Source organism: Lutibacter sp. A80 (assembly GCF_022429645.1).
Lineage (GTDB): Bacteria > Bacteroidota > Bacteroidia > Flavobacteriales > Flavobacteriaceae > Lutibacter.
Window position 1 is genome coordinate 3212042 of the sequence record NZ_CP092480.1, and the last position, 24907, is coordinate 3236948.

General features: G+C 29.8%; 23 protein-coding genes and 1 riboswitch. Of the genes, 12 read left to right on the plus strand and 11 right to left on the minus strand.

Annotation, left to right across the window (positions count from 1 at the left end; all coding sequences use genetic code 11):
* The first annotated feature begins 106 nt into the window (after positions 1–106).
* The 7 genes from MHL31_RS13305 (at position 107) to MHL31_RS13335 (ending at position 4970) form a co-directional block, all read left to right on the plus strand.
* Complete coding sequence (locus MHL31_RS13305) at positions 107–1522, plus strand: rhodanese-like domain-containing protein (protein ID WP_240226438.1); 1416 nt, start codon at positions 107–109, stop codon at positions 1520–1522.
* A gap of 128 nt (positions 1523–1650) precedes the next feature.
* The gene (locus tag MHL31_RS13310) at positions 1651–2058 is read left to right on the plus strand and encodes a rhodanese-like domain-containing protein (protein WP_240226439.1); all 408 of its coding nucleotides are present in this window, start codon (positions 1651–1653) and stop codon (positions 2056–2058) included.
* 5 nt (positions 2059–2063) lie between these two features.
* On the plus strand, positions 2064–2627 hold the full coding sequence (locus MHL31_RS13315) for a DUF3365 domain-containing protein (RefSeq protein WP_240226440.1): 564 nt from the start codon (positions 2064–2066) through the stop codon (positions 2625–2627).
* A gap of 8 nt (positions 2628–2635) precedes the next feature.
* Positions 2636–4093 carry an NAD(P)/FAD-dependent oxidoreductase gene (locus MHL31_RS13320; protein WP_240226441.1) on the plus strand — a complete coding sequence of 486 codons (1458 nt, stop codon included), beginning with the start codon at positions 2636–2638 and terminating at the stop codon, positions 4091–4093.
* 111 nt (positions 4094–4204) lie between these two features.
* Positions 4205–4369 carry a hypothetical protein gene (locus MHL31_RS13325; protein WP_240226442.1) on the plus strand — a complete coding sequence of 55 codons (165 nt, stop codon included), beginning with the start codon at positions 4205–4207 and terminating at the stop codon, positions 4367–4369.
* A 36-nt stretch (positions 4370–4405) separates the two neighbouring features.
* Positions 4406–4681 (plus strand): heavy-metal-associated domain-containing protein, encoded by a 276-nt coding sequence (locus MHL31_RS13330; RefSeq protein ID WP_240226443.1) that lies wholly within the window; start codon positions 4406–4408, stop codon positions 4679–4681.
* 79 nt (positions 4682–4760) lie between these two features.
* The gene (locus tag MHL31_RS13335; RefSeq protein WP_240226444.1) at positions 4761–4970 is read left to right on the plus strand and encodes a DUF2892 domain-containing protein; all 210 of its coding nucleotides are present in this window, start codon (positions 4761–4763) and stop codon (positions 4968–4970) included.
* 73 nt (positions 4971–5043) lie between these two features.
* Here the strand turns inward: MHL31_RS13335 and MHL31_RS13340 are convergent, their stop codons facing one another.
* The 5 genes from MHL31_RS13340 to MHL31_RS13360 form a co-directional block, all read right to left on the minus strand.
* Positions 5044–7431, minus strand: coding sequence for a TonB-dependent receptor (locus MHL31_RS13340; protein WP_240226445.1), 2388 nt, complete (start codon positions 7429–7431; stop codon positions 5044–5046).
* Between the two features lie 78 nt (positions 7432–7509).
* A riboswitch (TPP riboswitch) is annotated at positions 7510–7600 on the minus strand.
* A 156-nt stretch (positions 7601–7756) separates the two neighbouring features.
* Positions 7757–8158, minus strand: a complete 402-nt coding sequence (gene arfB / locus MHL31_RS13345; protein WP_240226446.1) for an alternative ribosome rescue aminoacyl-tRNA hydrolase ArfB — start codon at positions 8156–8158, stop codon at positions 7757–7759.
* Positions 8159–8162: 4 nt separating this feature from the next.
* Entirely contained in the window at positions 8163–8756 is a 594-nt protein-coding gene (locus tag MHL31_RS13350; RefSeq protein WP_240226447.1) for an AAA family ATPase, read from the minus strand.
* Positions 8717–9349, minus strand: coding sequence for a nicotinamide riboside transporter PnuC (gene pnuC / locus MHL31_RS13355; protein ID WP_240226448.1), 633 nt, complete (start codon positions 9347–9349; stop codon positions 8717–8719). Before pnuC ends, MHL31_RS13350 begins: the two co-directional genes overlap by 40 nt.
* Before the next feature lie 44 nt (positions 9350–9393).
* Complete coding sequence (locus MHL31_RS13360) at positions 9394–10029, minus strand: 4'-phosphopantetheinyl transferase superfamily protein (protein ID WP_240226449.1); 636 nt, start codon at positions 10027–10029, stop codon at positions 9394–9396.
* 87 nt (positions 10030–10116) lie between these two features.
* Between MHL31_RS13360 and ahcY the strand changes: the two genes are divergently transcribed.
* Positions 10117–11433, plus strand: a complete 1317-nt coding sequence (ahcY, locus tag MHL31_RS13365; RefSeq protein WP_240226450.1) for an adenosylhomocysteinase — start codon at positions 10117–10119, stop codon at positions 11431–11433.
* A gap of 121 nt (positions 11434–11554) precedes the next feature.
* On the opposite strand, the gene MHL31_RS13370 is transcribed toward ahcY, so the two are convergent.
* Positions 11555–13324 (minus strand): glycerophosphodiester phosphodiesterase family protein, encoded by a 1770-nt coding sequence (locus MHL31_RS13370; RefSeq protein WP_240226451.1) that lies wholly within the window; start codon positions 13322–13324, stop codon positions 11555–11557.
* 64 nt (positions 13325–13388) lie between these two features.
* Positions 13389–15893 (minus strand): TonB-dependent receptor, encoded by a 2505-nt coding sequence (locus MHL31_RS13375; RefSeq protein ID WP_240226452.1) that lies wholly within the window; start codon positions 15891–15893, stop codon positions 13389–13391.
* 300 nt (positions 15894–16193) lie between these two features.
* On the opposite strand from MHL31_RS13375, the gene MHL31_RS13380 reads away from it, so the two are divergent.
* Positions 16194–17387 (plus strand): serine hydrolase, encoded by a 1194-nt coding sequence (locus MHL31_RS13380; protein ID WP_240226453.1) that lies wholly within the window; start codon positions 16194–16196, stop codon positions 17385–17387.
* Between the two features lie 304 nt (positions 17388–17691).
* Positions 17692–18534: a DMT family transporter gene (locus MHL31_RS13385; RefSeq protein ID WP_371824123.1), complete on the plus strand. Its 843-nt coding sequence runs from the start codon at positions 17692–17694 to the stop codon at positions 18532–18534.
* A gap of 5 nt (positions 18535–18539) precedes the next feature.
* Here the strand turns inward: MHL31_RS13385 and MHL31_RS13390 are convergent, their stop codons facing one another.
* From MHL31_RS13390 to MHL31_RS13400, 3 genes are read right to left on the minus strand one after another with little or no spacing between them, the layout of a single operon-like run.
* Positions 18540–20075, minus strand: a complete 1536-nt coding sequence (locus tag MHL31_RS13390) for a YifB family Mg chelatase-like AAA ATPase (RefSeq protein WP_240226454.1) — start codon at positions 20073–20075, stop codon at positions 18540–18542.
* Positions 20076–20092: 17 nt separating this feature from the next.
* Positions 20093–21127 (minus strand): LacI family DNA-binding transcriptional regulator, encoded by a 1035-nt coding sequence (locus tag MHL31_RS13395; protein WP_240226455.1) that lies wholly within the window; start codon positions 21125–21127, stop codon positions 20093–20095.
* The gene (locus MHL31_RS13400; protein WP_240226456.1) at positions 21120–23510 is read right to left on the minus strand and encodes a penicillin acylase family protein; all 2391 of its coding nucleotides are present in this window, start codon (positions 23508–23510) and stop codon (positions 21120–21122) included. The genes MHL31_RS13395 and MHL31_RS13400 overlap by 8 nt, the downstream gene beginning before the upstream one ends.
* Positions 23511–23628: 118 nt before the next feature.
* On the opposite strand from MHL31_RS13400, the gene MHL31_RS13405 reads away from it, so the two are divergent.
* Entirely contained in the window at positions 23629–24111 is a 483-nt protein-coding gene (locus tag MHL31_RS13405) for a hypothetical protein (protein ID WP_240226457.1), read from the plus strand.
* Complete coding sequence (locus MHL31_RS13410) at positions 24101–24301, plus strand: helix-turn-helix transcriptional regulator (RefSeq protein ID WP_240226458.1); 201 nt, start codon at positions 24101–24103, stop codon at positions 24299–24301. The genes MHL31_RS13405 and MHL31_RS13410 overlap by 11 nt, the downstream gene beginning before the upstream one ends.
* Before the next feature lie 90 nt (positions 24302–24391).
* Here the strand turns inward: MHL31_RS13410 and MHL31_RS13415 are convergent, their stop codons facing one another.
* On the minus strand, positions 24392–24907 hold the full coding sequence (locus MHL31_RS13415; protein ID WP_240226459.1) for a DinB family protein: 516 nt from the start codon (positions 24905–24907) through the stop codon (positions 24392–24394).

Below are 24907 nucleotides of genomic sequence, written 5' to 3' on the forward strand. Positions count from 1 at the left end.
ATTCTTAATTATTAAAACAATGTAACCTCTATTACAAATAAACAGCTGCATTCTTGTAGCTTTGAAAAAAAGAAAATATATTTAAAAAAATAAAAATCAGATAATTATGAAAGTAGAACAACTATTTACGGGCTGCTTAGCTGAGATGGCTTATTATGTTCATTCTAAAGGAGAAGTAGCAATTATAGACCCTTTAAGAGAAACAGAGCCTTATATAGAAATGGCAAAAGCCGATGGAGCTAAAATTAAATATGTGTTTTTAACGCACTTTCATGCCGATTTTGTTTCAGGACAAGTTGATTTAGCAAAAAAAACAGGAGCTACTATAGTTTTTGGACCAAATGCAGACCCTAATTATGATATTCACCAAGGTAAAGATGGTGAGCAATTTAAAATAGGAGATTTAACCTTACAATTATTGCATACTCCAGGACATACTATGGAATCTTCATCGTATTTGTTAATTGATGAAAAAGGACAAAAACCATATGTTTTTACAGGTGATTGCTTATTTATAGGAGATGTAGGGCGTCCAGATTTAGCAGTAAAATCAGATCTAACACAAGAAGATTTGGCAGGCCATTTATTCGAATCGCTTCGTAATAAAATAATGACATTACCAGATGATATTATAGTATATCCAAATCACGGTGCAGGTTCTGCTTGTGGAAAAAATATGAGTTCAGAAACTTTTGATACACTTGGAAATCAAAAGAAAACTAATTATGCGTTAAGAGCTGATATGACCAAAGAAGAATTTATAAAAGAAGTTACTGCAGGTTTAGCGCCACCGCCACAATATTTTGGAAATAATGTAAGAATGAATAAAGGTGTGAATACTAGTATTGATACAATTCTTCATAAAGGAACAACACCAATAGATGCAGATTCATTTAAAGAAATGAGCGAGCAAAAGGATGTTTTGGTAATTGATACTAGAAGTATTACAGTTTTTACTGAAGAAGGCACAGTGCCTGGAGCTTGGTTTATTGGAGTTGATGGTAGTTTTGCACCATGGGTTGGAGCTTTGGTAACAGACATTAATCAAAAAATAATTTTTATTGCTGAAGAAGGTAGAGAACAAGAAGTTGTTACACGTTTTTCACGTGTAGGTTACGATAATACTCTAGGTTTTTTACGTGGAGGTATGCATTCTTGGAAAGCCGCAGGACATAAGGTTGATAAAGTAGCGTCTATTTCAGCAATTCAATTTGCAAATATGTTAAAAGAGGGTACTATGGAAATGCCTTTAGATGTTAGAAAAGAATCCGAATATTTATCGGAACATGTTGTTGGAATTGAGAATTTTCCGTTAGATACAATTCATTCTAACTTTGCAGAATTAAATCCAAATAAAAAATACTATTTACACTGTGCAGGTGGTTATCGCTCTTTAATAGCAGCTTCCATTCTAAAAGCAAATGGTATTAATAATGTTACAGATGTAAGAGGTGGATTTAAAGATATTAAAGAAACAGGTATTGAATTAACAGATTATGTATGCCCAACAACCTTATTGTAATTCAATTTTTTTAAGTTAAAAATTTAAAAGGGAGTCTGTTAAGCTCCCTTTTCTTTTAAGAAATAGTAACATAAGTTACAAGCAATGTTTAATAGTAGATTTATATTTACAAAGAAGTTTAAAAACAAATGAAGTTATTTAAAATATCACTTACAGTTTTAGTTACAATTTTTTTAATAAGCTGTAATAATAAACAACCTTCAAAAACAGAAACAAAGGCAGGGAAAATAGAAGTTGTTACTCCTGCTGATTTTAAAGAAAAATCAGAAAATCAAATAATAATTGATGTAAGAACACCAGGTGAATTTGCTCAAGGACATATTAAAGGAGCAAGAAATATAAATTTATTCGATAAAAATTTTATCGAACAATTTTCAGAATTAGATAAAAGTACACCGCTATATATTTACTGTAGATCGGGTTCTAGAACCTCAAAAGCGAGTAAGAAATTAGCTGAAATTGGTTTTGAAAATATTTATGATTTACATGGAGGAATTATCAACTGGCATAAAAATAATTTTCCAATTATAAAATAATCAAGATGAAAAAAATTCTAATTTTTACAATGCTAATCAGTCTTTTTTCTTGTAATTCTGAACTTTCAGAAAAAGAAAAATTAGAATATACTGTTAAAGGAAAAGAAATAGCAAAAGCTACTTTCGATGCTTTAAGTAGTCAATTAATGGCTAAAATGAAAGCAGGTGGTCCAGCAGAAGCTGTCCCTTTTTGTAATCTTAAAGCAGCTCCAATAACAAAACAATTGTCAGAGAAACACAATGTAGTAATTAAAAGAGCATCTGATAAATTGAGAAGCTGTGATAATGAACCTACAGAACGAGAATTGGAAATTATAAATAATTATCAAAATATAGTAGCAGAAGGAAAAGAGTTAAAGCCAATACTAGAATTAGACTCAACAAATGCAAAACATTTTTATGCGCCAATAATTGTAAAAGCTAATTGTTTGGTTTGTCATGGTAAAGTAAACGAAACAATGTCTGTTAAAACAGATTCAATAATAAAATTAACCTACCCTTTTGATATTGCAACAGGTTATAATGAAGGAGATGTAAGAGGGGTTTGGAGTATAGCATTTAATAAATAATATATATTATGGCAAAAGTAGTTGTTTTAGGAGCTGGAATTTCTGGACATACAGCCGTTTCTTATTTAAGTAAGTACTTAAAAAAAGATCACGAAGTTGTTATGGTTTCACCTAACAGTAATTATCAATGGGTTCCATCAAATATTTGGGTTGGAGTTGGTTTAATGACACCAGATCAAGTAAAGTTTAAGTTAGCACCTGTTTATAAAAAAATGGGAGTAAATTATAAACAAGCATTGGCTGTTTCTATTCATCCTGAAGGAGATACAGAGCAAAAGCAAGGTTTTGTCACTATTAAATATGTTTCTGAAGATAAAAAAGATACTATAGAAAAAGTTTCATATGATTATTTAATTAATGCTACAGGTCCAAAACTTAATTTTGAAGGAACTGAAGGTTTGGGGCCAAAATATTTTACAGAATCTGTATGTACTTATGACCATGCTTCTCACGCTTGGACAAAGCTTAAAAGTGCTTTAGAAAAGATGGAAAATGGAGAAAAACAAACCTTTTTAATAGGTACTGGACATCCATTGGCAACTTGCCAAGGTGCTGCTTTTGAGTATGTATTAAATATAGCTTTCGAAATTAAAAAAAGAAAGCTTTTGCATTTGGCTGAGATGATCTGGATTACCAATGAATATGAATTAGGTGATTTTGGAATGGGAGGTGCATACATTAAAAGAAATGGTTATGTAACGCCAACAAAAATATTTGCTGAATCAATTTTAAAAGAATACGGTATTCGTTGGATTAAAAGAGCAGGTGTTCAAAAAATAGAAAAAGGGGTTGCTTATTTCGAGAATTTAGAAGGAGAACATAAAACAGTTAATTTTGATTTTGCAATGTTAATTCCTGGTTTTGCAGGTGCTGGAATGAAAGCTTTTAATAAAAATAATGAAGATATTAGCGCCGAAGTTTTTGCTGCAAATGGAATGATGAAAGTAGATGCAGATTATACACCAAAACCATACGAAGAATGGAAAGCCGAAGATTGGCCTTTAACGTATCAAAGTGTAAAATACGATAATGTGTATGCAGCTGGTATTGCATTTGCTCCACCACACGGTATGTCTAAACCAATGCAAAGCCCTAACGGAACAAAAATATTTCCAACGCCACCAAGAACAGGAATGCCTTCGGGTGTAATTGGTAAAATTGTTGCCCAAAATATAATACATACTATAAAAACAGGTAAAATAGAGCACAAACATAAAGCATCTATGGCTAGTATGGGAGCTGCATGTATAGTTTCTGCAGGATACGGAATTTCAAAAGGACAAGCTGCAGTTATGACAGTAAATCCAATAGTGCCAGATTGGGAAAAATATCCAAAATGGGGACGAAATATTAACGATACTGTTGGAGTTGTTGGTACCGCAGGACATTGGATGAAGTTATTTATGCATTATATGTTTATTTATAAAGCAAAAGCGAAACCATTTTGGTGGTTAATTCCTGAATAAATAATAAAAAATTAATAATAAAGTGTAATTTTATAGTAATACTGTATTACATATTAAACAAAACGGCAGTGTTATTTAACCGTTTTTATCTTTAAAAAAACCAGATGTATTATGAAAAATAGTATAAAAAAAACAACTCCATATAGCGATATGTCATTTGCAACCGAACCAACAAGAATGGTACGATTTATGAGATCTTTCTTTATATTTCAAATTTATAATTTTTTTAAACTAAATTTGAAAGTTATGAGAATTGTGGTAGGAGGGCACTCTTAATACCTCAAAATTAAATGATATAAACAAAATTAAATTATGACAACATTAGAAATATTAAATTTAAAATGTGGCGGTTGTGCCAATACTATAAAAAAGGGATTATTAACTATTGAAGGAGTTACTGAAGTAGCTATTGATTTAGAAGCTTCTAAAGTAGGCGTTAATTCTTCAGAAGAAACCGTTTTAAAAAGCGTTAAAAGTAAGTTAGCCTCTATGGGATATCCAGAAGTTGGTGATGCTAATACTATAATTCATAAAGCAAAATCTTTTGTTAGCTGTGCTACTGGTAGAATGACTTCTGAAAGCGATTAGTGTAAGGTTAAATTATATGAAAAGTAGTTTAATAGTTCAAAAATTCGTATATTATACTTGTAATAAAACAATATAAATTATGAAACTTAATATTGGTAGTACCGACAGAATTATTAGAATAATGTTAGGAATTGCAATAGGTTATTTTGCGTATTCCACAGTAATTGAAACAAGCTGGGTACAAGTATTGTTATATGTTATTGCAGCAATATTAGTAATTACAGCACTTATAGGTAATTGTCCATTATATTCAATTTTCAAGATAAATACTTGTAAAATAAAAGAGTAAGGGGCAAATAAAAGAGTTTGATAAAAAATAAAAACCACGCTATTTAGCGTGGTTTTTGCATTTAATACAGTTTTTAAAATTTTAAACTAACACCAACTAAAAAGTTTCTAGTTGCTTGTGGGTAATAACCGGCATAATCACCAGAGTATGTATCACCTTCATATTCGTAATCATAAGTTCCATAATAACCATTAGAAATATATTTTTCATTAAGTACATTATTAATTAATGCAGATAAAGTTATTGATTCAAATATTTTAGTAGGAATTATTTTATAACTAATGTTAAGGTCGTTTACAAAATAGCTTTCTAAAATGTCGTTATTAGAAATTACACTGCCTAAATTCCCCATTTTTTGTTCACCAACAAACTTAGAAAGTACAGATAATTGTAAGTTTTTAGCAGGAATATAAGTTAAAGCATTTCCAAAAACTATTTCAGGAGAAAAAGATAAATCTGTTTTACCTAAATCGGTAAGAGATCCATTAACAGAAGCAACAAAATCTATGTTTTTATTACTGCTTAATGCTATGTTAGGTTGCACTAAAAATTTATTGGACACTTTTATTTGGGCATCTATTTCAAGTCCTAATCTGTAACTTTTACCACTAGTTGCTCTAATTGGGGCTCCAACATCATCTAAAGCTCCTGTTAAAACCAATTGATCTTTATAATACATATAATACACATTTGTATTAATTTTTGTTGCGCCGTTTTTGTACCTCCAACCTAATTCATAATCATTTAACTTTTCAGCTTTATTAACTCCATTTTCAAAATCATTTCTGTTTGGTTCTCTATGCGCTTTTGCGTAAGAAGCATAAAAACTATTAAGATCACTTGCTTTAAAGGTAATTCCGGCTTTTGGATTGAAGAAAGAATAGTTTTTATCTACGTCAATTGGGTTTTTATCTGAAGTTAATCCACCTGTTTCATAATTTACAAAACGACCTTGAATGTCTGTAAATAAGGTCCATTTTTCATCTAAATTATAAGTTAATTTACCAAAAACATTCATATCGTTCTTTTTAGCATCACTTTCATAATAGCGATCTCTAATGTCAGAATTACTTGCAAATTCAGCCCAAATTATTTCACCATAATGGTCTCCTTTATAATTACTAAACGATGTTCCGAATATAAATTCTAGATTTTCATTTTTATAAGTAGCATTTGCATTTAAAACATAAAAGTCGTTATCTAACCAACGTCTTCTTATTAAATCTGTTTTATCAATAGTTTCACCACCTAAAGTTATTGGCGTTAAATTGTAAAATGAAAAATCTTCATCATCTTTAAATTGTTCAAAATAACCGCTACCTTTGGTATAGTTTAAGCCAATATTTGTAGACCAATTATTATTTAATCTTTCATTCCAATGCAATTGAAAATGATCTTGTTTGTAATAGTCAATTTCATTTTCATAAGAATATGGATTGTAAGTTCTACCTAAAGTTTCCATTTCTTCTGTTGTTACTCCATACCAAGCTTGGTATGTTTTTTCGTGTCCTCCAAATGTTAAAGCTTTAATTAGTGTATTATCATCAACGTATGCAGCTTGTAAAAAGTACGATTTTAAATCGCTCCAAGCTCTATCTATATACCCGTCAGAATCTATTTTAGACAAACGTCCAGAAATTTCAATATGATCATTAATTTTTCCAGTACTAAATTTAACTGTATTTTTATAGGTGTTGTACGAGCCTATTGAGCTACTAATTTCTCCGTATGCTTTTTCTGAAATAGCATCGGTTAGTAAATTTAAACTTGCTCCAAAAGCTCCAGAGCCATTGGTTGAAGTTCCAACTCCACGTTGTAGTTGTAAATTTTCTACTGAAGAAGTGAAATCGGGCATATTTACCCAAAATGTTCCTTGGCTTTCAGCATCGTTGTAAGGAATTCCGTTAATAGTTACATTTACCCTTGAAGCATCGCTACCACGAACTCTAATTCCAGTATAACCAATACCTGCACCAGCATCAGAAGTAGTTACAACAGAAGGGAGGTAGTTTACCATAATAGGTATATCTTGACCTAAATTACGTTTTTCTAAATCTTCTTTATTAATATTACTATGCGTAACTGGAGATGTTGCTTTTACGCGAACTGCAGAAACTAAAACTTCATCTAAATTTACAAAACTATCTGCCATATTTATGGAGATAAAAGTGTTTTTAGTTAAGTTTATAACCACTTCTTTAGGTTTGCTAATAGCACTTACAATTAAGGTGTAATTTCCTTTTTTTAATGAGATTGAAAAATTTCCATCAAAATCGGAGGTAACTCCTTGTGTGGTTCCTTTTACTAAAATACTTGCTCCTGGAAGTGGATTGTTTCCATCGGTTACTTTTCCTGAGAGTGTAAATAGTTCTTGCGCGTTTACATTTATTGAAAATGTAATAATTAAAAAAGCTACTAAGTGCTTCACTTTTTTAAAATTTGGTTTTAAATATTGTTTCATTTTTTTGAAAATAAAACGATATAAAAAGAGGTAATTAATCGATGTTTTGAATAATTATACTTGTTAATTTCCACAACAGATTGCTCTGCTTGAACGTCCCTTAACAGCATTACCTGTTCAGGTTCAATGGGTTTGATCTCAGCCGTTTTCGGCACCCCTTTTGAGATGCTGCAAAATTACAAATAAAATATGATAGAACATGTATTCTTTTTAAAAGAAAATTTTATTTTTTAAAAATTAATTTAAATGAAATTGGCTGTAGCTATTGATTTTATTAGGAGTGCAGTATTGTTTAATTGTATGATAATTTTGAAAACTGTATAAATTATACTTCAGGTTTTTTTCGAAAGGATTTTTTATAGGCGTGTTTTTTCTTTGTGTCTAAACGTTTTTGAATGCTAGATTTACTGGGTTTTGTTGGCTTTCTTTTTTTTGGAACTTTTAAACCATTTTTAATGAGTTTTAAAAAACGATTGATACTAATTTCTTTATTTTTATGTTGACTTCGACTTTCATCACAAGAAAGTAACAATATATCTTCTTTTGTGAGTTTGCTTCTTAAATTTTTACTGAGTAGTTGTTTTTCTTCTTCAGAAAATTCAAAAGAATTTTGAAGATCAAAAAATAATTCTACTTTAGAAGATACTTTATTTACATGTTGCCCGCCAGCACCGCTGCTTCTAACAGCTTTAAATTTAAGTTCTTTTATAAGTGCTTCCTTGTTCATTTAGTTAAGTTACTGAATATCTTTGTAAATTAGGTTTTGAAGCTAAGATTTTATCAATTGCTGTAACTGCTAAATTAAGTCTGTTTTTTTTGCTTCCTGTTAATAAAATGTAAGGTCTGTTATATTTTATTAAAGCGTTTTCAAAAACTTCAAACATTTCTTGCCTTTTTTCAGGGTTTTCTCTAATGTCATCTGCTTCCCAAGGAGTGTCAATATAAGTTAAAAGGTACAAATCATATGTGTTTTCTAAGGCTGCTTTTTTTAAATTAGCATCTATTGTTTTGTCGTAATAATTTTCGAAATAAACAACGGTTTCTAATAAATCTGTATCACAAATTTGAAGCCTATCGGCTTTTTTTGCTAACTTATTTTCTAATTTTATTTGTTCGTAAGCTATTGGAAGTTGATCATCACTATCGCAATACTCTCGTTTATTATTCCATTTATTTTGTAAATATGCACGTGCATATTCTGGAACCCAAACAGTATTATAATGTCGAGCTAACTGTTTAGAAAGTGTAGTTTTCCCTGTACTTTCAGGTCCAAATAGTACAATTTTTACAATATTTCTATTGGTTTGTTTAAGAGTTTTTTCCATTCAATATATCCGTAAATTGCAATTATTGTAAATATAAGGTATTGAAAGCTTGTAAATGTAAATCCTTTATAAAAATATAAAGGAACAGAAATTACATCTCCAATAATCCAAAAAATCCAGTTTTCAACTTTTTTACGAGCCATAAGCCACATTCCAACAAAAAATACTGCAGTTGTAACAGTATCAACGTAGGCTACCCAACTGGTCCACTTATCAAAGCTTTTGTATATTATATAAACAAATATAAGGGTTGCAATAAATAGTAGCACAGAAATTAGTTGTTCTTTTTTTGTTATAGAAGTAATAGGTGTATTGTGCGATGCATCTACTTTTCTGGTCCAAATATACCATCCATAAATACTCATTATAAAATAATAACCGTTAATCATCATATCACCAAGCAAACTCCATTTTAGTAGTAAATACACAAAAATACTAGTGCTAATCATTCCTGTAGGATATACCCAAATTTTATTATTTTTTGAATACCAAACAGATAAAAACCCAAAGATAACTGCAATAATTTCTAAGGCTATGTCTAAAGTTTCATATCCTTGGTATTGTCCAAAAAGGTAGTTGAAAATTTCGTTCATTTTATTGAAAAGTATAATTTAGGTTGTTTTAAAAATTGTAATTATTATTTTTTTGAATTATCAAGAGCATAAACCAAAGTAAAATCTTCAATTTGATGGAATTTAATGGTATAATTTTTATTCCAATCTTTTGCTTTTATATATCCAGTAGTTTTTTTATCGGCAATTTGAAAAGAGTTAATATCAATGTCGTTTTTAAAAGTTAAACCACCATGTGGGTATATTTTATACAAACTTTCTTTAGCGCCCCAAATAACGGTAAGTTGTTGAATGTAATCATCATCTTTATGAATAAATCCTCTTTCAAAATTGACAAATTTATGTTGAATTACTTTTATTTTTTCTCTGTTTTTTTCAATGTCAATTCCAACTTCAAAATCACTAATAATAATGGCTGAAAAATTAAAAGAATGTGTAATGGAAATATGCTTTCCGTCGGTTAAATGTGGTTTTCCATTACCATTGTAAAACAAATCAAGATCGGTATAACCAGCCATTTTTAATAAATGTCTCACACTTAAAAAACCTCGACGATGTATTTCAGATTTCATAGAAAGCAATCTGTTTTTACTTCTCTCGGTTAAAACAATATCTTTAGATAAGGTTTTAATGGGTTCATCAATTTTCCACACAAAAACTGTGGTATGTTTATTAGGTTTAATTGTTTTAAATAAAGGCATTTATATTCTCAAATGTATTTTGTACTTTTGCAAAACTTTAAAACAAAAAATGTGAATTGTTTTAAATAAAAAACAAATTTAATAAATATGAGTACAGAAACATCATCTTACGTAAAATATAAAGTAAAAGATATCAATCTTGCAGATTGGGGACGTAAAGAAATTCAATTAGCAGAGGCTGAAATGCCAGGTTTAATGAGTTTAAGAGAAGAATATAAAGGACAAAAGCCTTTAGCTGGAGCAAGAATAGCAGGTTGTTTACATATGACTATTCAAACGGCAGTTTTAATTGAAACGTTGGTAGACCTAGGTGCTGAGGTTACTTGGAGTTCTTGTAATATTTTTTCTACACAAGATCAAGCTGCTGCTGCAATTGCTGCTGCAGGAGTTTCAGTATATGCTTGGAAAGGTTTAAGTGAAGAAGAATTTGATTGGTGTATAGAACAAACCTTATTTTTTGGTGAAGACAGAAAACCATTAAACTTAATTTTAGATGATGGTGGAGATTTAACCAATATGGTGTTGGATAAATATCCTGAATTAGCTGCTGGAATTAATGGTCTTTCAGAAGAAACTACTACTGGAGTTCACCGTTTATATGACAGAATGAAGGAAGGAACTTTACCAATGCCAGCAATAAACGTAAACGACTCTGTTACAAAATCGAAATTCGATAATAAATACGGATGTAGAGAAAGTGCTGTAGATGCAATTAGAAGAGCAACAGATATTATGTTAGCAGGTAAAAGAGTTGTTGTTTGTGGTTATGGAGATGTTGGTAAAGGTACTGCTGCTTCATTTAAAGGAACAGGAGCTATTGTAACAATTACTGAAATTGATCCAATTTGTGCTTTACAAGCTGCAATGGATGGTTTTGAAGTGAAAAAACTAGAAACTGTTGTTGGAAATGCAGATATAGTAATTACTACTACTGGTAATAAAGATATTGTTCAAGGTCGCCATTTTGAAGCAATGAAAGACAAAACCATTGTTTGTAATATTGGACATTTTGATAATGAAATTGATATGGCTTGGTTGAATGGTAAATACGGTTCTACAAAAGTTGAAATTAAACCTCAAGTTGATAAATATACTATTGGTGAAAATGAAATTTTAGTGTTAGCTGAAGGTCGTTTAGTAAACTTAGGTTGTGCAACTGGGCATCCTAGTTTTGTAATGAGTAATTCATTTACAAACCAAACATTGGCTCAATTAGAATTGTGGAATAACAGAGATGCTTACGAGAATAAAGTATATATGTTACCAAAACATTTAGATGAAAAAGTAGCAAAACTACATTTAGCTAAAATAGGTGTTGAATTAACAGAACTTAGAGAAGATCAAGCTAAATATATTGGTGTAAAGGTTGAAGGACCATTTAAACCAGAATATTATAGATATTAAAAGTTTTATACTTATAAAAAAAGGCTGTCTAAAAGGTGCTAAACACGTCATTCCGAATTAAGTTCAGGTTGACGAGAATGTGCTTTTTAGACAGCTTTTTTATTTTTATATAACAAACAATCTATTTTCTTAATGGAATTGCAATATTTGGATAATCGGTAATAATGCCGTCAACACCCATATTAAGTAAATTAATCATAGCTTCTTTATCATTTACAGTCCAAGGAATAACTTGCATATTCTTATTTTGAATTTTAGTAACTTCATCTTTAGTTAATAAAATATAGTAAGGACTATAGATTTCTGGAACAAAACTTAATGTTTTAATGTTCGTTTCAAAATTATTTTGATAGGTTAAAAATGATAATTTATACTCAGGGTGTGTTTTATGGAGATATTCCAAAACTCTAGGGTCAAAACTTTGTATTACCACTCTTTTTAAAGGTAAGTTCGCTTTTTTTAATTGTTCTATTAATAGTTCAGAAAATTTAGCAACACTTGGTTGGTAACCATTAGCTTCATCATTAGGTGTACTTTTAATTTCAATATTGTACAGTATTTCAGGGTTTGTTGCTTCTGCATATGTAATAACTTCTGCTAATAATGGTTTATAGGCTGCAACTATTCTTTGTTCTGGGAATTTTGGATCGCCAATAGAGCCTACATCATATTTTTTAATTTCATTATAATTATTGTTGTAAATATTATAAGCTAAAGCATTTTCTTTAGATAACTTATTTCCCTTAGGGTCTAAAGTTGTTTCAAAATTTAACCAAGGTTCATGAGATACTAATACTTTGTGGTCTTTACTAATTACAACATCTAACTCTAGTGTATTTACACCTAAATCTAATGCTTTTTTAAAAGCTTGAAGCGTATTTTCAGGTTCTAAACCTCTTGCACCTCGGTGCCCTTGTAATTCAAAATTATAAGTAATCATTTTATTTAAAATTAAACTGTCTATAAAGGTAACTGTTTTTTGGTATACACTTTCCCAGTCATTAGATCTTAAGTCACATCCAATTACATGGTTTCCAGCATTTTCAAAAGCAACTTTTATTTTTTGATCTTCAGGTGTTCCTAATGCATTGTACATATTTAAAATTGCAGGTACAGAAACTACTTTATCTTGTTCTTTTTCATTTTTATAGTAATATCCAACAAAAACTGGAGTTTTTACTTTTGAAAAAGTTGTTGGAGTCATAGTGTTTATTAGCATTTTAATTAGAGCTTCATAACCGTTAACGTGGTATGTAGTAGACCAGTATTTTGCTTCTTCTTCGGGTCTGTTTTGTTTTAAAATTTCACTTCCATTCATTTTAATAAATCCTGCTTTTCCTTCTGGAGTAGCAATGGCTTTAAACGATGGGTTTATAACATCTATAAAAGGGGAATACATTATTAAACCAGCAATTGATGCATCTTCAGAAGCTAATTTTAAGCTTAAAGTTCCTCCGGTAGAGGTGCTTACCAAAATTACTTTTTCACCTAATTGTTTGCCTATTTCTAAAGCTTTTTTAGCAGAAGCTATATAGTTCTCAGGTGTTAGCTGTTTATAATTATCACTTTTGTTTAATCCGTGTTCTTTTAAACGCGACATATAAACATTGGCGTTGTATTTTTTAGAAAGTTGAGACATTATAGGTTCTCCTTCTCTACTACTTGCCCCAAAACCGTGGAGGTAAACAAATGCAATTGGACTTTGTTTTTGGTTGTAATTTTTTACCCAAATTATTTTAGCTTGGTTATTCGGTTTTATTCCTACTGTAGCAGCTTCGGAAATATTTATCGAATTTTCTAAATCTGCTAATTTATTAAGTTGTATAATTTCTTGTGCTTTTGTTAAAAAGCTTGTTGTAAAAAAAAGAAATATTACTATTATTTTTTTCATTAGAGTTAAATTTTAAATAACAACTTACTATAAAAATAGTAAGTTGTTATTGAGTTGTAAGATACTAAAAATTAATTTTTGCTTGTACATTATAGAATCTTGGTGCACCTGCAATATATGTTGGTATACCTAAGGCTCCACCTGTATTACCAGCATCAATAATATATTCTTCATCAAGAGCATTGCTTATTATAAAACTTATTTCATATTTCTTATCAATTTTTGTTCCTGTTCTAAAGTTTAATAAACCATAAGCATCTTGTGAAATGTTGGGAAGATTAGTTTCTTCAAAAAATACTTTAGATTTGTAAGTATATGTAGGTCTAATAAATAATACTAATTTTTCATTTAATTTTGAATTGATATTTAATCCAAAAGAAAAAGAGTTTTTGGGAGTTAATCTAAATGTATTTCCAGCTAATTCTTGTGGATTTCCATCAGAATCTTCATCGTCAAACGTAGCATCTATATAACCATAATTAGCAAAGAAGCTTGAATTTTTAGAAAAAGCATATTGCATTGCTGCTTCAAAACCAAAAGAGCTTGCATTACCACTATCTTCTGTAGTGTTTGTTAGGGTGCCATCTTCGTATTTAGTTACTGAAGTTTGGAAGTTAGAATAGTCATAGACATAAGCATTTACATCGAATTGTAATCTGTTATTTAAAAATAATGACTTTCCACCTATTTCATAAGAGTTTACAATCTCATCAGATAATACATTGGTTTCTGTAGCAGTTATGTTAATTACATTGGGCCTTCTTCCTCTTGAAACTGTACTAAATAAAGTAATATTATCGTTTATAGCATAGTTAGCTGCAACACGTCCAACGGCTGATAAAAAGTTTTCACTTGCTTCAATTTTTTCACCATTTGTAGATACGTTTAATACATTAGGGTAGTTTCCAGAAACATAGCCTAAAAAAGAAGGGTTTTCTGAATCTGTTACCTGATAGCCAGCATTTATATTTTCTAATGTGGCTCTTAAACCAACTGTGAAAGATAATTTATCTGTTGCATTATAAGAAGCATCCATAAAAATATCTCCAGAATAATTTTCGCCAAAATTAGTATAAGATTCGGTATTAAAGTCTTTTAATGGAGCTCCTGCAATTGGTCCAAATGTGTTTGGATCATTAGGTATTGTAGGAAGATATATTGGAGTTCCTTCAACTATAAAATTAGCAGGGTTTAAAAGTAACACGGCTAAACTTTGCTCGTTATACTCCCAAGGAACATTTTGAGAACCATCTTCATAAAAGAAATTAGCACCAAAGAAACCTCTAAATTTTTTGTCGTTATCAAAATTAAATCTAAATTCTTGACTGAATTGTTTTCCTTCAGAAATTTCATTAAAAAATAGGGCAGGAGCAGCAGTTCCATCAGCATCAAAAGCTTCGTTAGAATCAAATTCTCTATAAGCTGTTGTTGAAGTTACATCCCACATATTATTAAAACGGTGATTTAAAATTGCTGTAATACCGTAAACGGTTCTGTTTAAACCTAAATCTTCACCTCTTTCTAAATCGGCGAAGGTGTTTGGATTTAAATCGCCACCAATTGGAGCAAATGTTCCACTTTTAAATGAGGTTCCTGGAGGTGTATCTTTTTGCCAGTTAGCAATAACATCTAAAGTAGTGGCATTACTCATTAAATATTTAAATGAAGTTCTAAGGGCAAATGTTTCTTTACCGTTTAAATCGCCGCCAGATGTGTTTTCTATGTATCCATCTCTTGAATTATAAATTGTAGCAGCTCTAAAAAAAAGTTTATCTTTTGCTAAAGAAGTGTTAAAATGTCCTGTAACAAGCTTTTGGTTAAAGTTACCATATCCAAGTTTTATAGCACCAGATGTTTCGTTCTTAGCTTTGTTTTGTATAATGTGCATTGCTCCAATTTGAGCACCTCTTCCAAATAGAGTTCCTTGTGGGCCTTTTAAAACTTCTACGCGTTCTATGTCAAATAGTTCAACAACAGAACCTCTAGATTTACTAATTGAAACACCATCTTGAAAAATAGAAACTCTCGGTTCTACTCTAGAATCTCCACTATCACTTGTAATACCTCTAACTACAATTCCAGGATTGTTTACACTTTGTATTTGGACTTGAAAACCTGGTACATATTCGGATAAAGCATCATATTCAAAAGTTCCTTGATTTTCAATAAAATCTGTTCCATAAGATGTAATTGCAATTGGGACTTCTTTGTTTTTTTGTTCTCTTTTTTGCGAAGTAACAACAATTCCTTCCAAAAGAAATGAACTTTCTTTTAAAACAAAGTTTAGAATAGTTTCAGTAGTTGTTATTTTAACGTTCTTAGTAATTGTATTGTATCCAAGGTAAGAGACTTCTATGGTGTAGGTATTAGCTGGTATTTGTTTTATTGAGTAATTTCCAGATTCGTTTGAAGTTGTTCCTAATGAGATACTTTTAATTAAAATATTTGCTCCATAAACAAGTTCTCCTTGTTCTGTAGTAATTGTACCTTTTAAAGTTCCTGTATTTTGGGCATTTGCTATAAGCGTACAAAATATGGTAAAAAATGTAAGTAGTGTTTTAAATTTCATGTGTTTAAGTTTGAATTAAAATTTTAGAGAATAAAAGTATCGTTGTTATGTTACTTTTTTATTAATTCAAAATTATATGACAGTTACATTTTGGAGCGTATTAATTAAATATTTACATAAAAATTAGGGTTCTTTTTTTTATTCCTATTTTTATTTGAAAATAGATCTTGTTTTACAATAATATTGTATTGGAATAGGTTAATTATAAACCGTATCTTCTAAAAAAATGTTAAAACATAATTTCTGTTTTGAAATTTCTAGAATAGGTTGTTAATTAGCTAGCTTTAAAATTAGCCCCTTTTGAAAAAATATTTTAAGTACGCCATTTTACCCATAATAGTTACACTAATTTTTTTGTCTTTTAGTACTAAAACTGAAATACCTCCAAGTTCAGATTTAGTAAAAAATACTTCAAATACAACTAAAATAGAAGTTAAAAAACCAATTTTAGTAGAGTATTACCCTTTAGAAAAAACAGAAAAGATACATCATAAATTAGATTCATTATTACATCGTATTAACAAAAGAAACGATTTTAATGGGTCGGTCTTAGTAGCTAAGAATGGTAAAATAGTGTATAACAGTCAAGTTGGTTATGCGGATTTTAAAAAGAAAGAACCGATTAATAAAACGTCGTTATTTCAATTAGCTTCAGTAAGTAAGCAATTTACAGCGACAGCTATAATGTTATTGTATCAAGAAAATAAAATTAAACTTACCGATACTGTAACTAATTATTTTCCAGATTTTCCTTACGAGCATGTAACTATTAAAAACTTATTAAATCATACAGCTGGTTTACCCAAATATTTTTGGGTAGCAGAACATAAATGGAAAAAAGAAGCAGCACCCACTAATAGTGAAATGATGGAACTATTAGCTTCAAGTAAAGTTCAAAGGTTTTTTAAACCAGGTCGTAATTTTGATTATTCAAATACGGGTTATTTAGTATTGGCTTCTATTGTAGAGAAAGTTTCAGGTTTAAGTTTTAGCACTTTTGTAAAGCAAAATATTTTTGATCCTTTAGGTATGAAAAATTCTTTTGTTTATAGTTTTGAAAATGATAGTGTTAAAAAAAATCAGTTAGTTGGTTATCGACTTTATAGAGGTTGGAGGCATTTAAAAATAAACAATACGGTTAATGATGCTATAGTTGGTGATAAAAATATTTATACTACAAGTGAAGATTTGTTTAAGTGGACTTTAGGATTAAATAATGGAGAACTTTTATCTCAAGAAACACTAAGTCTTATGTATACTAAGGGGAAAACTGTTTCAGGTAGAGAAATTCCATATGGTTTTGGTTTTAGAATAGACCCTAAAGACGATAATATAGTTTATCACCATGGTAAATGGAACGGGTTTAGCACAGGTTTAACGCAATATTTAGATGATAATATGGTAGTTATTGTGTTGGAACATTCTAGTTATAAAGGGATTACTTCTTTAACTGAAAGTGTAAAATTTATTGTTACTGAAAACTTAAGTGTATAAAAGTTTAAACAAATAAAACCACTCAATTTGAGTGGTTTTGGTGCAATCTCCTCTAATTTTACTACCCTGTAAATCTTTTTCGTGGTGTAAAGATATTTTGTTTTTGACTTATAAGATAGGGGGTATATCACTTTTTTTCATAGGGGAAAAACCCCCTTTTTATGGTTGATGCTTGTTTACAAGCTTATTCTTTATACAAAGTATTAAAACCTTTAAAAAAGAGTTTGTTTTTTAGTTTTAAAAGCTAAAATCAAATTTATAAATTGTTACTTTCGCAAAGTATTTAATACATCAATTATTTTTTATGAAAAGCTCAACAGCAATTTTTTACATGATTTTTAGTGTAATTGCATTTTCACTAATGAATGCAGTAGTAAAATATTTAAATGATTTTAGTGCTTATCAAATTGTTTTTTTTAGATCTATTGGTACTTTGTTTTTTACAGTACCTTTAATATTAAAAGCTAAAATTCCTATTTTGGGTAATAATAAAAAACTGTTATTGCTTAGAGGGCTTGCAGGTGTTGTTTCCCTAACTTGTTTTTTTCAATCTTTAAATTATTTAGCTGTTGGAACTGCGGTTTCTTTACGATATACTTCACCAATTTTTGCCGCAATTTTTGCTCTAATTTTTTTAAATGAAAAGATAAAACCTATACAGTGGTTTTTGTTTTTAGTTGCGTTTGTTGGAGTTTTAATTATTAAAGGTTTTGGAGTAGATGTAAATTCTATTGGATTAATGTTTGTTCTTTTATCGGCAATATCTTTAGGTGTAATTTTTGTTGTTATCCGTAAAATTGGAGCTACTGAAAGTCCATTGGTAATTATTAATTACTTTATGGTTATGGCTTTTGTTTTTGGGGGTATTATGTCTGTTAATTATTGGAAAAATCCAAATTTAATCGAGTGGTTATTGTTATTGAGTTTGGGTGTTTTTGGGTATATTGGACAATTATATATGACAAAAGCTTTGCAGGCTCACGAAACAAATGTAATTGCACCATTAAAATATTTAGAAGTTGTTTTTATGATTGTTATTGGAGCTTTTTGGTTTGGAGAAATTTATAATTTATGGACTTTATTAGGGATAGCTTTAATCTTAACTGGGTTGGTGTATAATATTTATTTAAAGAGAAAACAAAGTTAATTTAATTAACCTAACCAACCTTCTCTATCTAAACTTCTGTATTGAATAGCTTCTGAAATATGGTTTGAAGAAATATTTTTATCACCATCTAAATCGGCAATTGTACGTGCAACTTTTAAAATTCTATCGTAAGCTCTAGCTGAGAGATTTAGACGTTCCATAGCATTTTTTAAAAGACTTTTACTCTCGTCACTTAATATGCAAAATTTACGAATTTGTTTTACATTCATTTGTGCATTGTAATGTACATTTTCAATTTCTAAAAAACGTTCTGATTGTTTTTCTCTAGCTTTTGTAACACGCTCTCGGATTGATTTACTAGGTTCTGCTAATTGTTCTTCAGATAGTTTTTCAAAAGGAACAGGATTTACTTCAATATGAATATCAATTCTATCTAAAAGTGGACCAGAGATTTTACTTAAATAACGTTGCATTTCTGCAGGAGATGAGGTAACTGGTGCATCTGGATCGTTAAAATAACCACTAGGGCTAGGGTTCATACTTGCAACTAACATAAAACTACTTGGATAGGTAACTGTGAACCTAGCTCTTGAAATAGTTACTTCTCTATCTTCAAGGGGTTGGCGCATTACTTCTAAAACGGTACGTTTAAATTCAGGTAATTCGTCTAAAAATAATACTCCATTATGTGATAATGAAATTTCTCCAGGCTGTGGATATTGTCCACCGCCAACTAACGCAACATCTGAAATTGTGTGATGAGGCGAACGAAATGGACGCTGGCACATTAAACCACTTTCTTTTACTTTACCAACTACAGAATGTATTTTAGTTGTTTCTAAAGCTTCTTGTAATGTCATTGGAGGTAAAATAGAAGGTAAGCGCTTGCTTAACATTGTTTTACCACTTCCGGGAGGTCCAACAAGTATAATATTATGTCCACCTGCAGCGGCAATTTCCATAGAACGTTTTACAGACTCTTGACCTTTTACATCTGCAAAGTCAAACTCTGGATTGTCTAAATTTTTGTAAAATTCTGCACGTGTATCTATTATTGTTTGTTCTAGCTCAGTTTTTTTATCAAAAAAATTAATTACTTCGGTAATGTTTTCAACACCATATACTTTTAAATCACCTACTATTGCTGCTTCTTTTGCATTTTGTTTTGGTAAAATAAATCCTTTAAATCCTTCTTCACGCGCTTTAATTGCTATTGGTAATGCTCCTTTTATAGGTTGTAAACTTCCATCTAAAGAAAGTTCTCCCATAATTATATAATCACCAATTTTTTCGGATTTAATTTGATTTGAAGCTGCTAAAATACCTATGGCTAAAGTTAAATCGTATGCAGACCCTTCTTTACGTAAATCAGCGGGCGCCATATTTATGGTGATTTTTTTGCCTGGTAGTTTGTACTTGTTATTATTTAAGGCGGCAGAAATTCTGTAACTACTTTCTTTGATAGCATTGTCAGGTAAACCGACTAAATGGTAACCAATACCCTTATCTATATTTACCTCAACTATAATAGTTGTTGCTTCTACGCCAAAAACGGCGCTACCAAAAATTTTAACAAGCATAGCAATTTAATTTTTAGTTAAAACTTTATAAAAAGTTTTTTTGTTGATTCTCTTTCTACCAATTTAGTTTTTATAACTTCTGTTTTAATATCGTTAAATTTAATTTTTCCTTCTAATTTGTTAATAAGTCGTGTTGCAGCAATTTCACCAGTTGTATGTGCAAAACGGTTAACACTGGTAAGTGGAGGTGAACCATATCGAGATAAAATACCATTTGTAAAGCCAATAATTGAAACTTCTTCAGGAATTTTAATATTTCTGTTATTTAGTGCCTGTGTCGCTATAGCTCCAGAAACTTCATCTACAGAAAAAATACCATCTACTTCATTATTGTCTAACATGTTATTTATGCGCTCAAGTAGATTGGTCTCATCTTCTTGTTTTAAAATAAGGTTTTCATTTGGAGTTATTCCATATTTTGTAAGTGCTTTTAGGTATCCTTTTATTCTGGATTTGTTCATATTTAAACCTTCTGAAGTTGAAATAATTGCAATGTTTTTACAGCCAGATTTCATTAAAAAACGTGTTGCTTTGTATGCACTTTTAGTATTGTCTGTTACAACTTTATCGCAATTTATTTCTTTGTGAACACGGTTGTATAAAACAATTGGGGTTTCTTCATCTAATATATCATGAAAGTGATCAAACTTTTTTTGTTTTAGAGTTTCAACTGATAAACAGGCAATAAAACCATCTATAGTACCATTGGAAAGCATTTCCATAGTTTCTACTTCTTTTTTATAAGATTCATTAGTAATACAGGTAATTATACTATAGCCTTTTTCTGTGGTTACTTTTTCTATTCCGCGCAGTGCTCTCGCAAAGTAATAATTTAAAATATTTGGAATAATAATACCAATTGTTTTGGTTTTTTTGTTCTGTAAACTCAGCGCAAGTGTATTAGGTTTATACTTATGAAGTTTAGCATATTCTTGAATTTTGCTTTTTGTTTCGTCACTTATTTCGTAACTATCATTTAAAGCTTTTGAAACAGTTGAAATTGAAACACCTAATGCTTTTGCAATTTGTTTTATGGTTATCCTTTTATTCATTTTTTGGCAGAATAGTTAATTTAGTTGAACTATTAATTATTTCTTCTTTATTTAGTTTCATTTTTCTGAATTTTCCATTGTTATACATTTCAGCCTGATCTTTATAATGTTTGCTAAATGGGTTTCCAGATTGACCTGTTGGCAAGATACTAATACTATTTTCAATATCCGAAAAATCTATTATTCTTCTTGTTGATGGGCCCGAATTTACGGTGTATAATCCAGTTTCGTTATAATCATAACCTCTATTGTCTATAACTTCTCTAGCACCTTTTATAGCAAATGGCCCTACATTAAAATATTTTTTTAATGCAGGGATAACACCTAATGGATGATTGTGCTCTAAAGTATGAACTTTCCCCCAGTTCCAATTTTTTATTTCAGAGCCAAGTTGTTTTTCTAATGAAGCGACAGTTTCAGTTAGAGATTTCGAAACAATATCTTTTCTGGTTTCGATACTTTTTTTAGTTGTAACATCGTCCCACCAAATAGTAGAATCTTTTTTAATTAAATCAGCAATTGTTCTTTTAATTAAATGTGTATCCATTAGTTGGGTGAATAATTTGTCTCCAAGTTCGTCTTTAAACGTGTTTTTTAGATATAGGTAAACCCACTTATTATAAATAGTAGGCGCAATATTATCTGGCGTGTTTGATCCGTCCCAGTTTTTTAATATCGAAATTGTTTCTTGTTCTTTTTTTGTAAAGGAGCTAAGGTCTATTATTGTTGTAAATTCTTTTATTACATCTGGAGCAACAGCTGAAGTAACATCGTTAATCATAGTTGCCATATCCTCTTTATTCCAATTGTTTTTTGGGTTTAACAAATGTACAATTCTTTTGGCTCTATCTTCAGGTAAATAATAACCAGGATACAAAGAATTTGAAATAGTATCAGGTTGATTATTTGCGGAATATACATAATTCCATTTAGGATTTTCAGCGCTTGGATTTTCTTCAAAATCTAAATATTTAGCAATTTCATCTTCACCAGATACACCATTTAAAATTAATTTTCTATTTGAATCTGATTTTATTTTATATAATTTTCCAGTTGCCCACCAAGCTATATTTCCCTTACTGTCTCCATACATTATATTTAAACCTGGAGCGTGAATTAAAGAAGCTCCTTTTTTAACATCTTCCTTGCTAGTTGCTCTAGAAATAGTATATAATGCATCTAAAACAATACCATCTAGTTGTGTGTAAATCCAAGACATTGCTATTGGGTTTTCTTCAGAAACTGTTTCTAAAACATCGTTTATTATTGGTCCGTGATGAGAGTTTCTAACTGTAATTGTAACAGGTGTTGCGTCTTTAACTTTTATAGTTTTACTAATAGTTGTGTATTCTAGATACTTGTTTTTAAATTTATATTTATTTTTTTCTGAAGGATGATGCTCTTCTTTGTAGAAATCAATATCGTCGTTTTCAAACATAGTTAAACCGTAAGCGTAGTTTCTGTTATGACCTAATAGTGGAAATGGAACACCTGCAATATAATAACCATACATTTCGTAATTTGGGGTTGTAATATGTGCTTCATACCAAGTTCCTGGTTGCGAATATGAAATATGTGGATCGTTGGCAAAAAGTACATTACCAGTACTTGTTTTATTGGCTGAAACTACCCAACTATTACTTCCAATAAAGGGCGGAATAGGTGATTTTTTCATAATCTCAGTTACGCTAGCAACAATATCCATATAGTTTTCTACAGATTTTTTTGAGTTTTTTATAAGCGTAGTTTTTGGGTCAATATTAATATTTAAGTCTTTTAAATAAGTTGTTCCTAGCTTTTCTTTAATAGCTGTAAGCAACGGGTCTGTTTTGTGAGCCATTGCAAAGCTAAAAGACATATAACCTAAAATATTGTATATATCTTTTAGATTGTAATGTTCTTTTTCTATTCCAATTAAAGTAAATTCAATAGGGGTAGGGCCATTGTCCATAAACTGATTTATACCATTTAAATAGGCAGTAGCTAATTTATAAGTTTCGCTATTTTTATTCAATTTTTCAATCGATTTAATAGCTGCTTCTTCAATTCCTAAACTTGCAAAAAACTTGTCGTTTTGAAGCATATCTTCACCAAAAATCTCCGATAATCTTCCTGGAGCAATTCTTCGCATTAATTCCATTTGCCAAAGTCTATCTTGCGCATGAGTATAGCCTAAAGCAACCATAGCATCTAATTGATTTTCTGCATAAATATGTGGAATTCCAAAATCATCAAAATAGATTTCGGATTTGTTTTCAATTCCAGTTAATTTTAAATCTCCAGAATAATTTGGTTTTAAACTGTTGAAGTACAGTATGCCACTAATTATTGCAAATACTACTATAATAATTATTAATAGAAGTATTTTTTTTAAAATTTTCATGTAGCGTATCAGTTTTACAAATTCAAAGATACGTAATTTTACGAAACCGCAATAGTAAAATTTACTTGTCTATATGTAAAATAAACCTTACATTTGAGAATATTTTAAACGATATAATATGAAATCACGATTTTTATTTTCGCATAAATACAAACCATTAGGTTGGATTTTATTTTTGGTTGGAATTATTTTAGGAGTAATTTTAACTTTAAATGAATTTGAATTTCCAAAATGGGAAATGTCTGTTTTTCCATTATTTAGTGAAGAAAAAGGGTTTTTAACATCTAATCCCATTTTTCAATGGTCTAATAATAATATTGCAGACGAACTGGCTTCAATTTTATTAATAATTGGAGGGATTTTAGTCTCATTTTCAAAAACAAAAGATGAGGATGAGTATATTTCTAAAATTAGAATGGAAAGTTTAATTTGGGCAACTTATGTAAATTATATAGTGTTGATTTTGACTATACTTTTTGTGTTTGATTTAAGTTTTCTTAACGTAATGATTTATAATATGTTTACTATTTTGTTATTTTTTATAATGCGTTTTCATTATGTTTTGTATAAAACTAAAAAGTCTACTAGTTATGAAGAATAATATAAAAGTAGAACGTGCTATACATAATATAACTCAAGCCAAGCTTGCTGAAATTATAGGAGTAAGTAGGCAAACTATAAATGCTATGGAGTTAAATAAATATGTACCTTCAACGGTTTTGGCTTTAAAAATATCCGAAATTTTTAAAAAACCTGTGAACGAAATTTTCTTTTTAGATGAGGAAGATTAGTTAATTTAAATGCCTTTAAAAGAATATGAAGTTAAAAAAAAAGAGGTAGCAATAATTTTTTGCCACCTCTGTCTTATTTTTTTTAATTAGTTAAAGATACTTTTCTTTAATAACATTTAAATGATGCATTTGATGTCCAACAATAATAAAGCCTAATGCTCTTACGGTCATATCACTATTATTTGCAGAGCCATTCATTAAAAACATTTCTGGTGTAAAACTTTTAAATAAAGAAATTGTAGCATTTCTTACTTGTGTAAACTCCAAGAGTATATCTTTAAAATTACGTTCATTACCATTAGAATAAGTTACATACCAATCTTCATCAAAACCAGATAAATTTGTAGCGTCATTTCTAGAAAAACGCAGAGCTCTATAGCTTAAAATACGTTCTGCATCAATAATATGTTGTACCAATTCTTTTATAGTCCATTTTCCATCAGCATAGCGATAGGTTAACTTTTCTTCGGAAAGTTGATTTACAGTCGTAATTAAATCTTCTAATGAAGAATTTAAAACTGTATGTAAATCAACTTCACCTAAAGCTTTAATATAATCGCTATAAAATGGAGCGTATTCACTTTTATTTAGATGTGCTGAATTCAT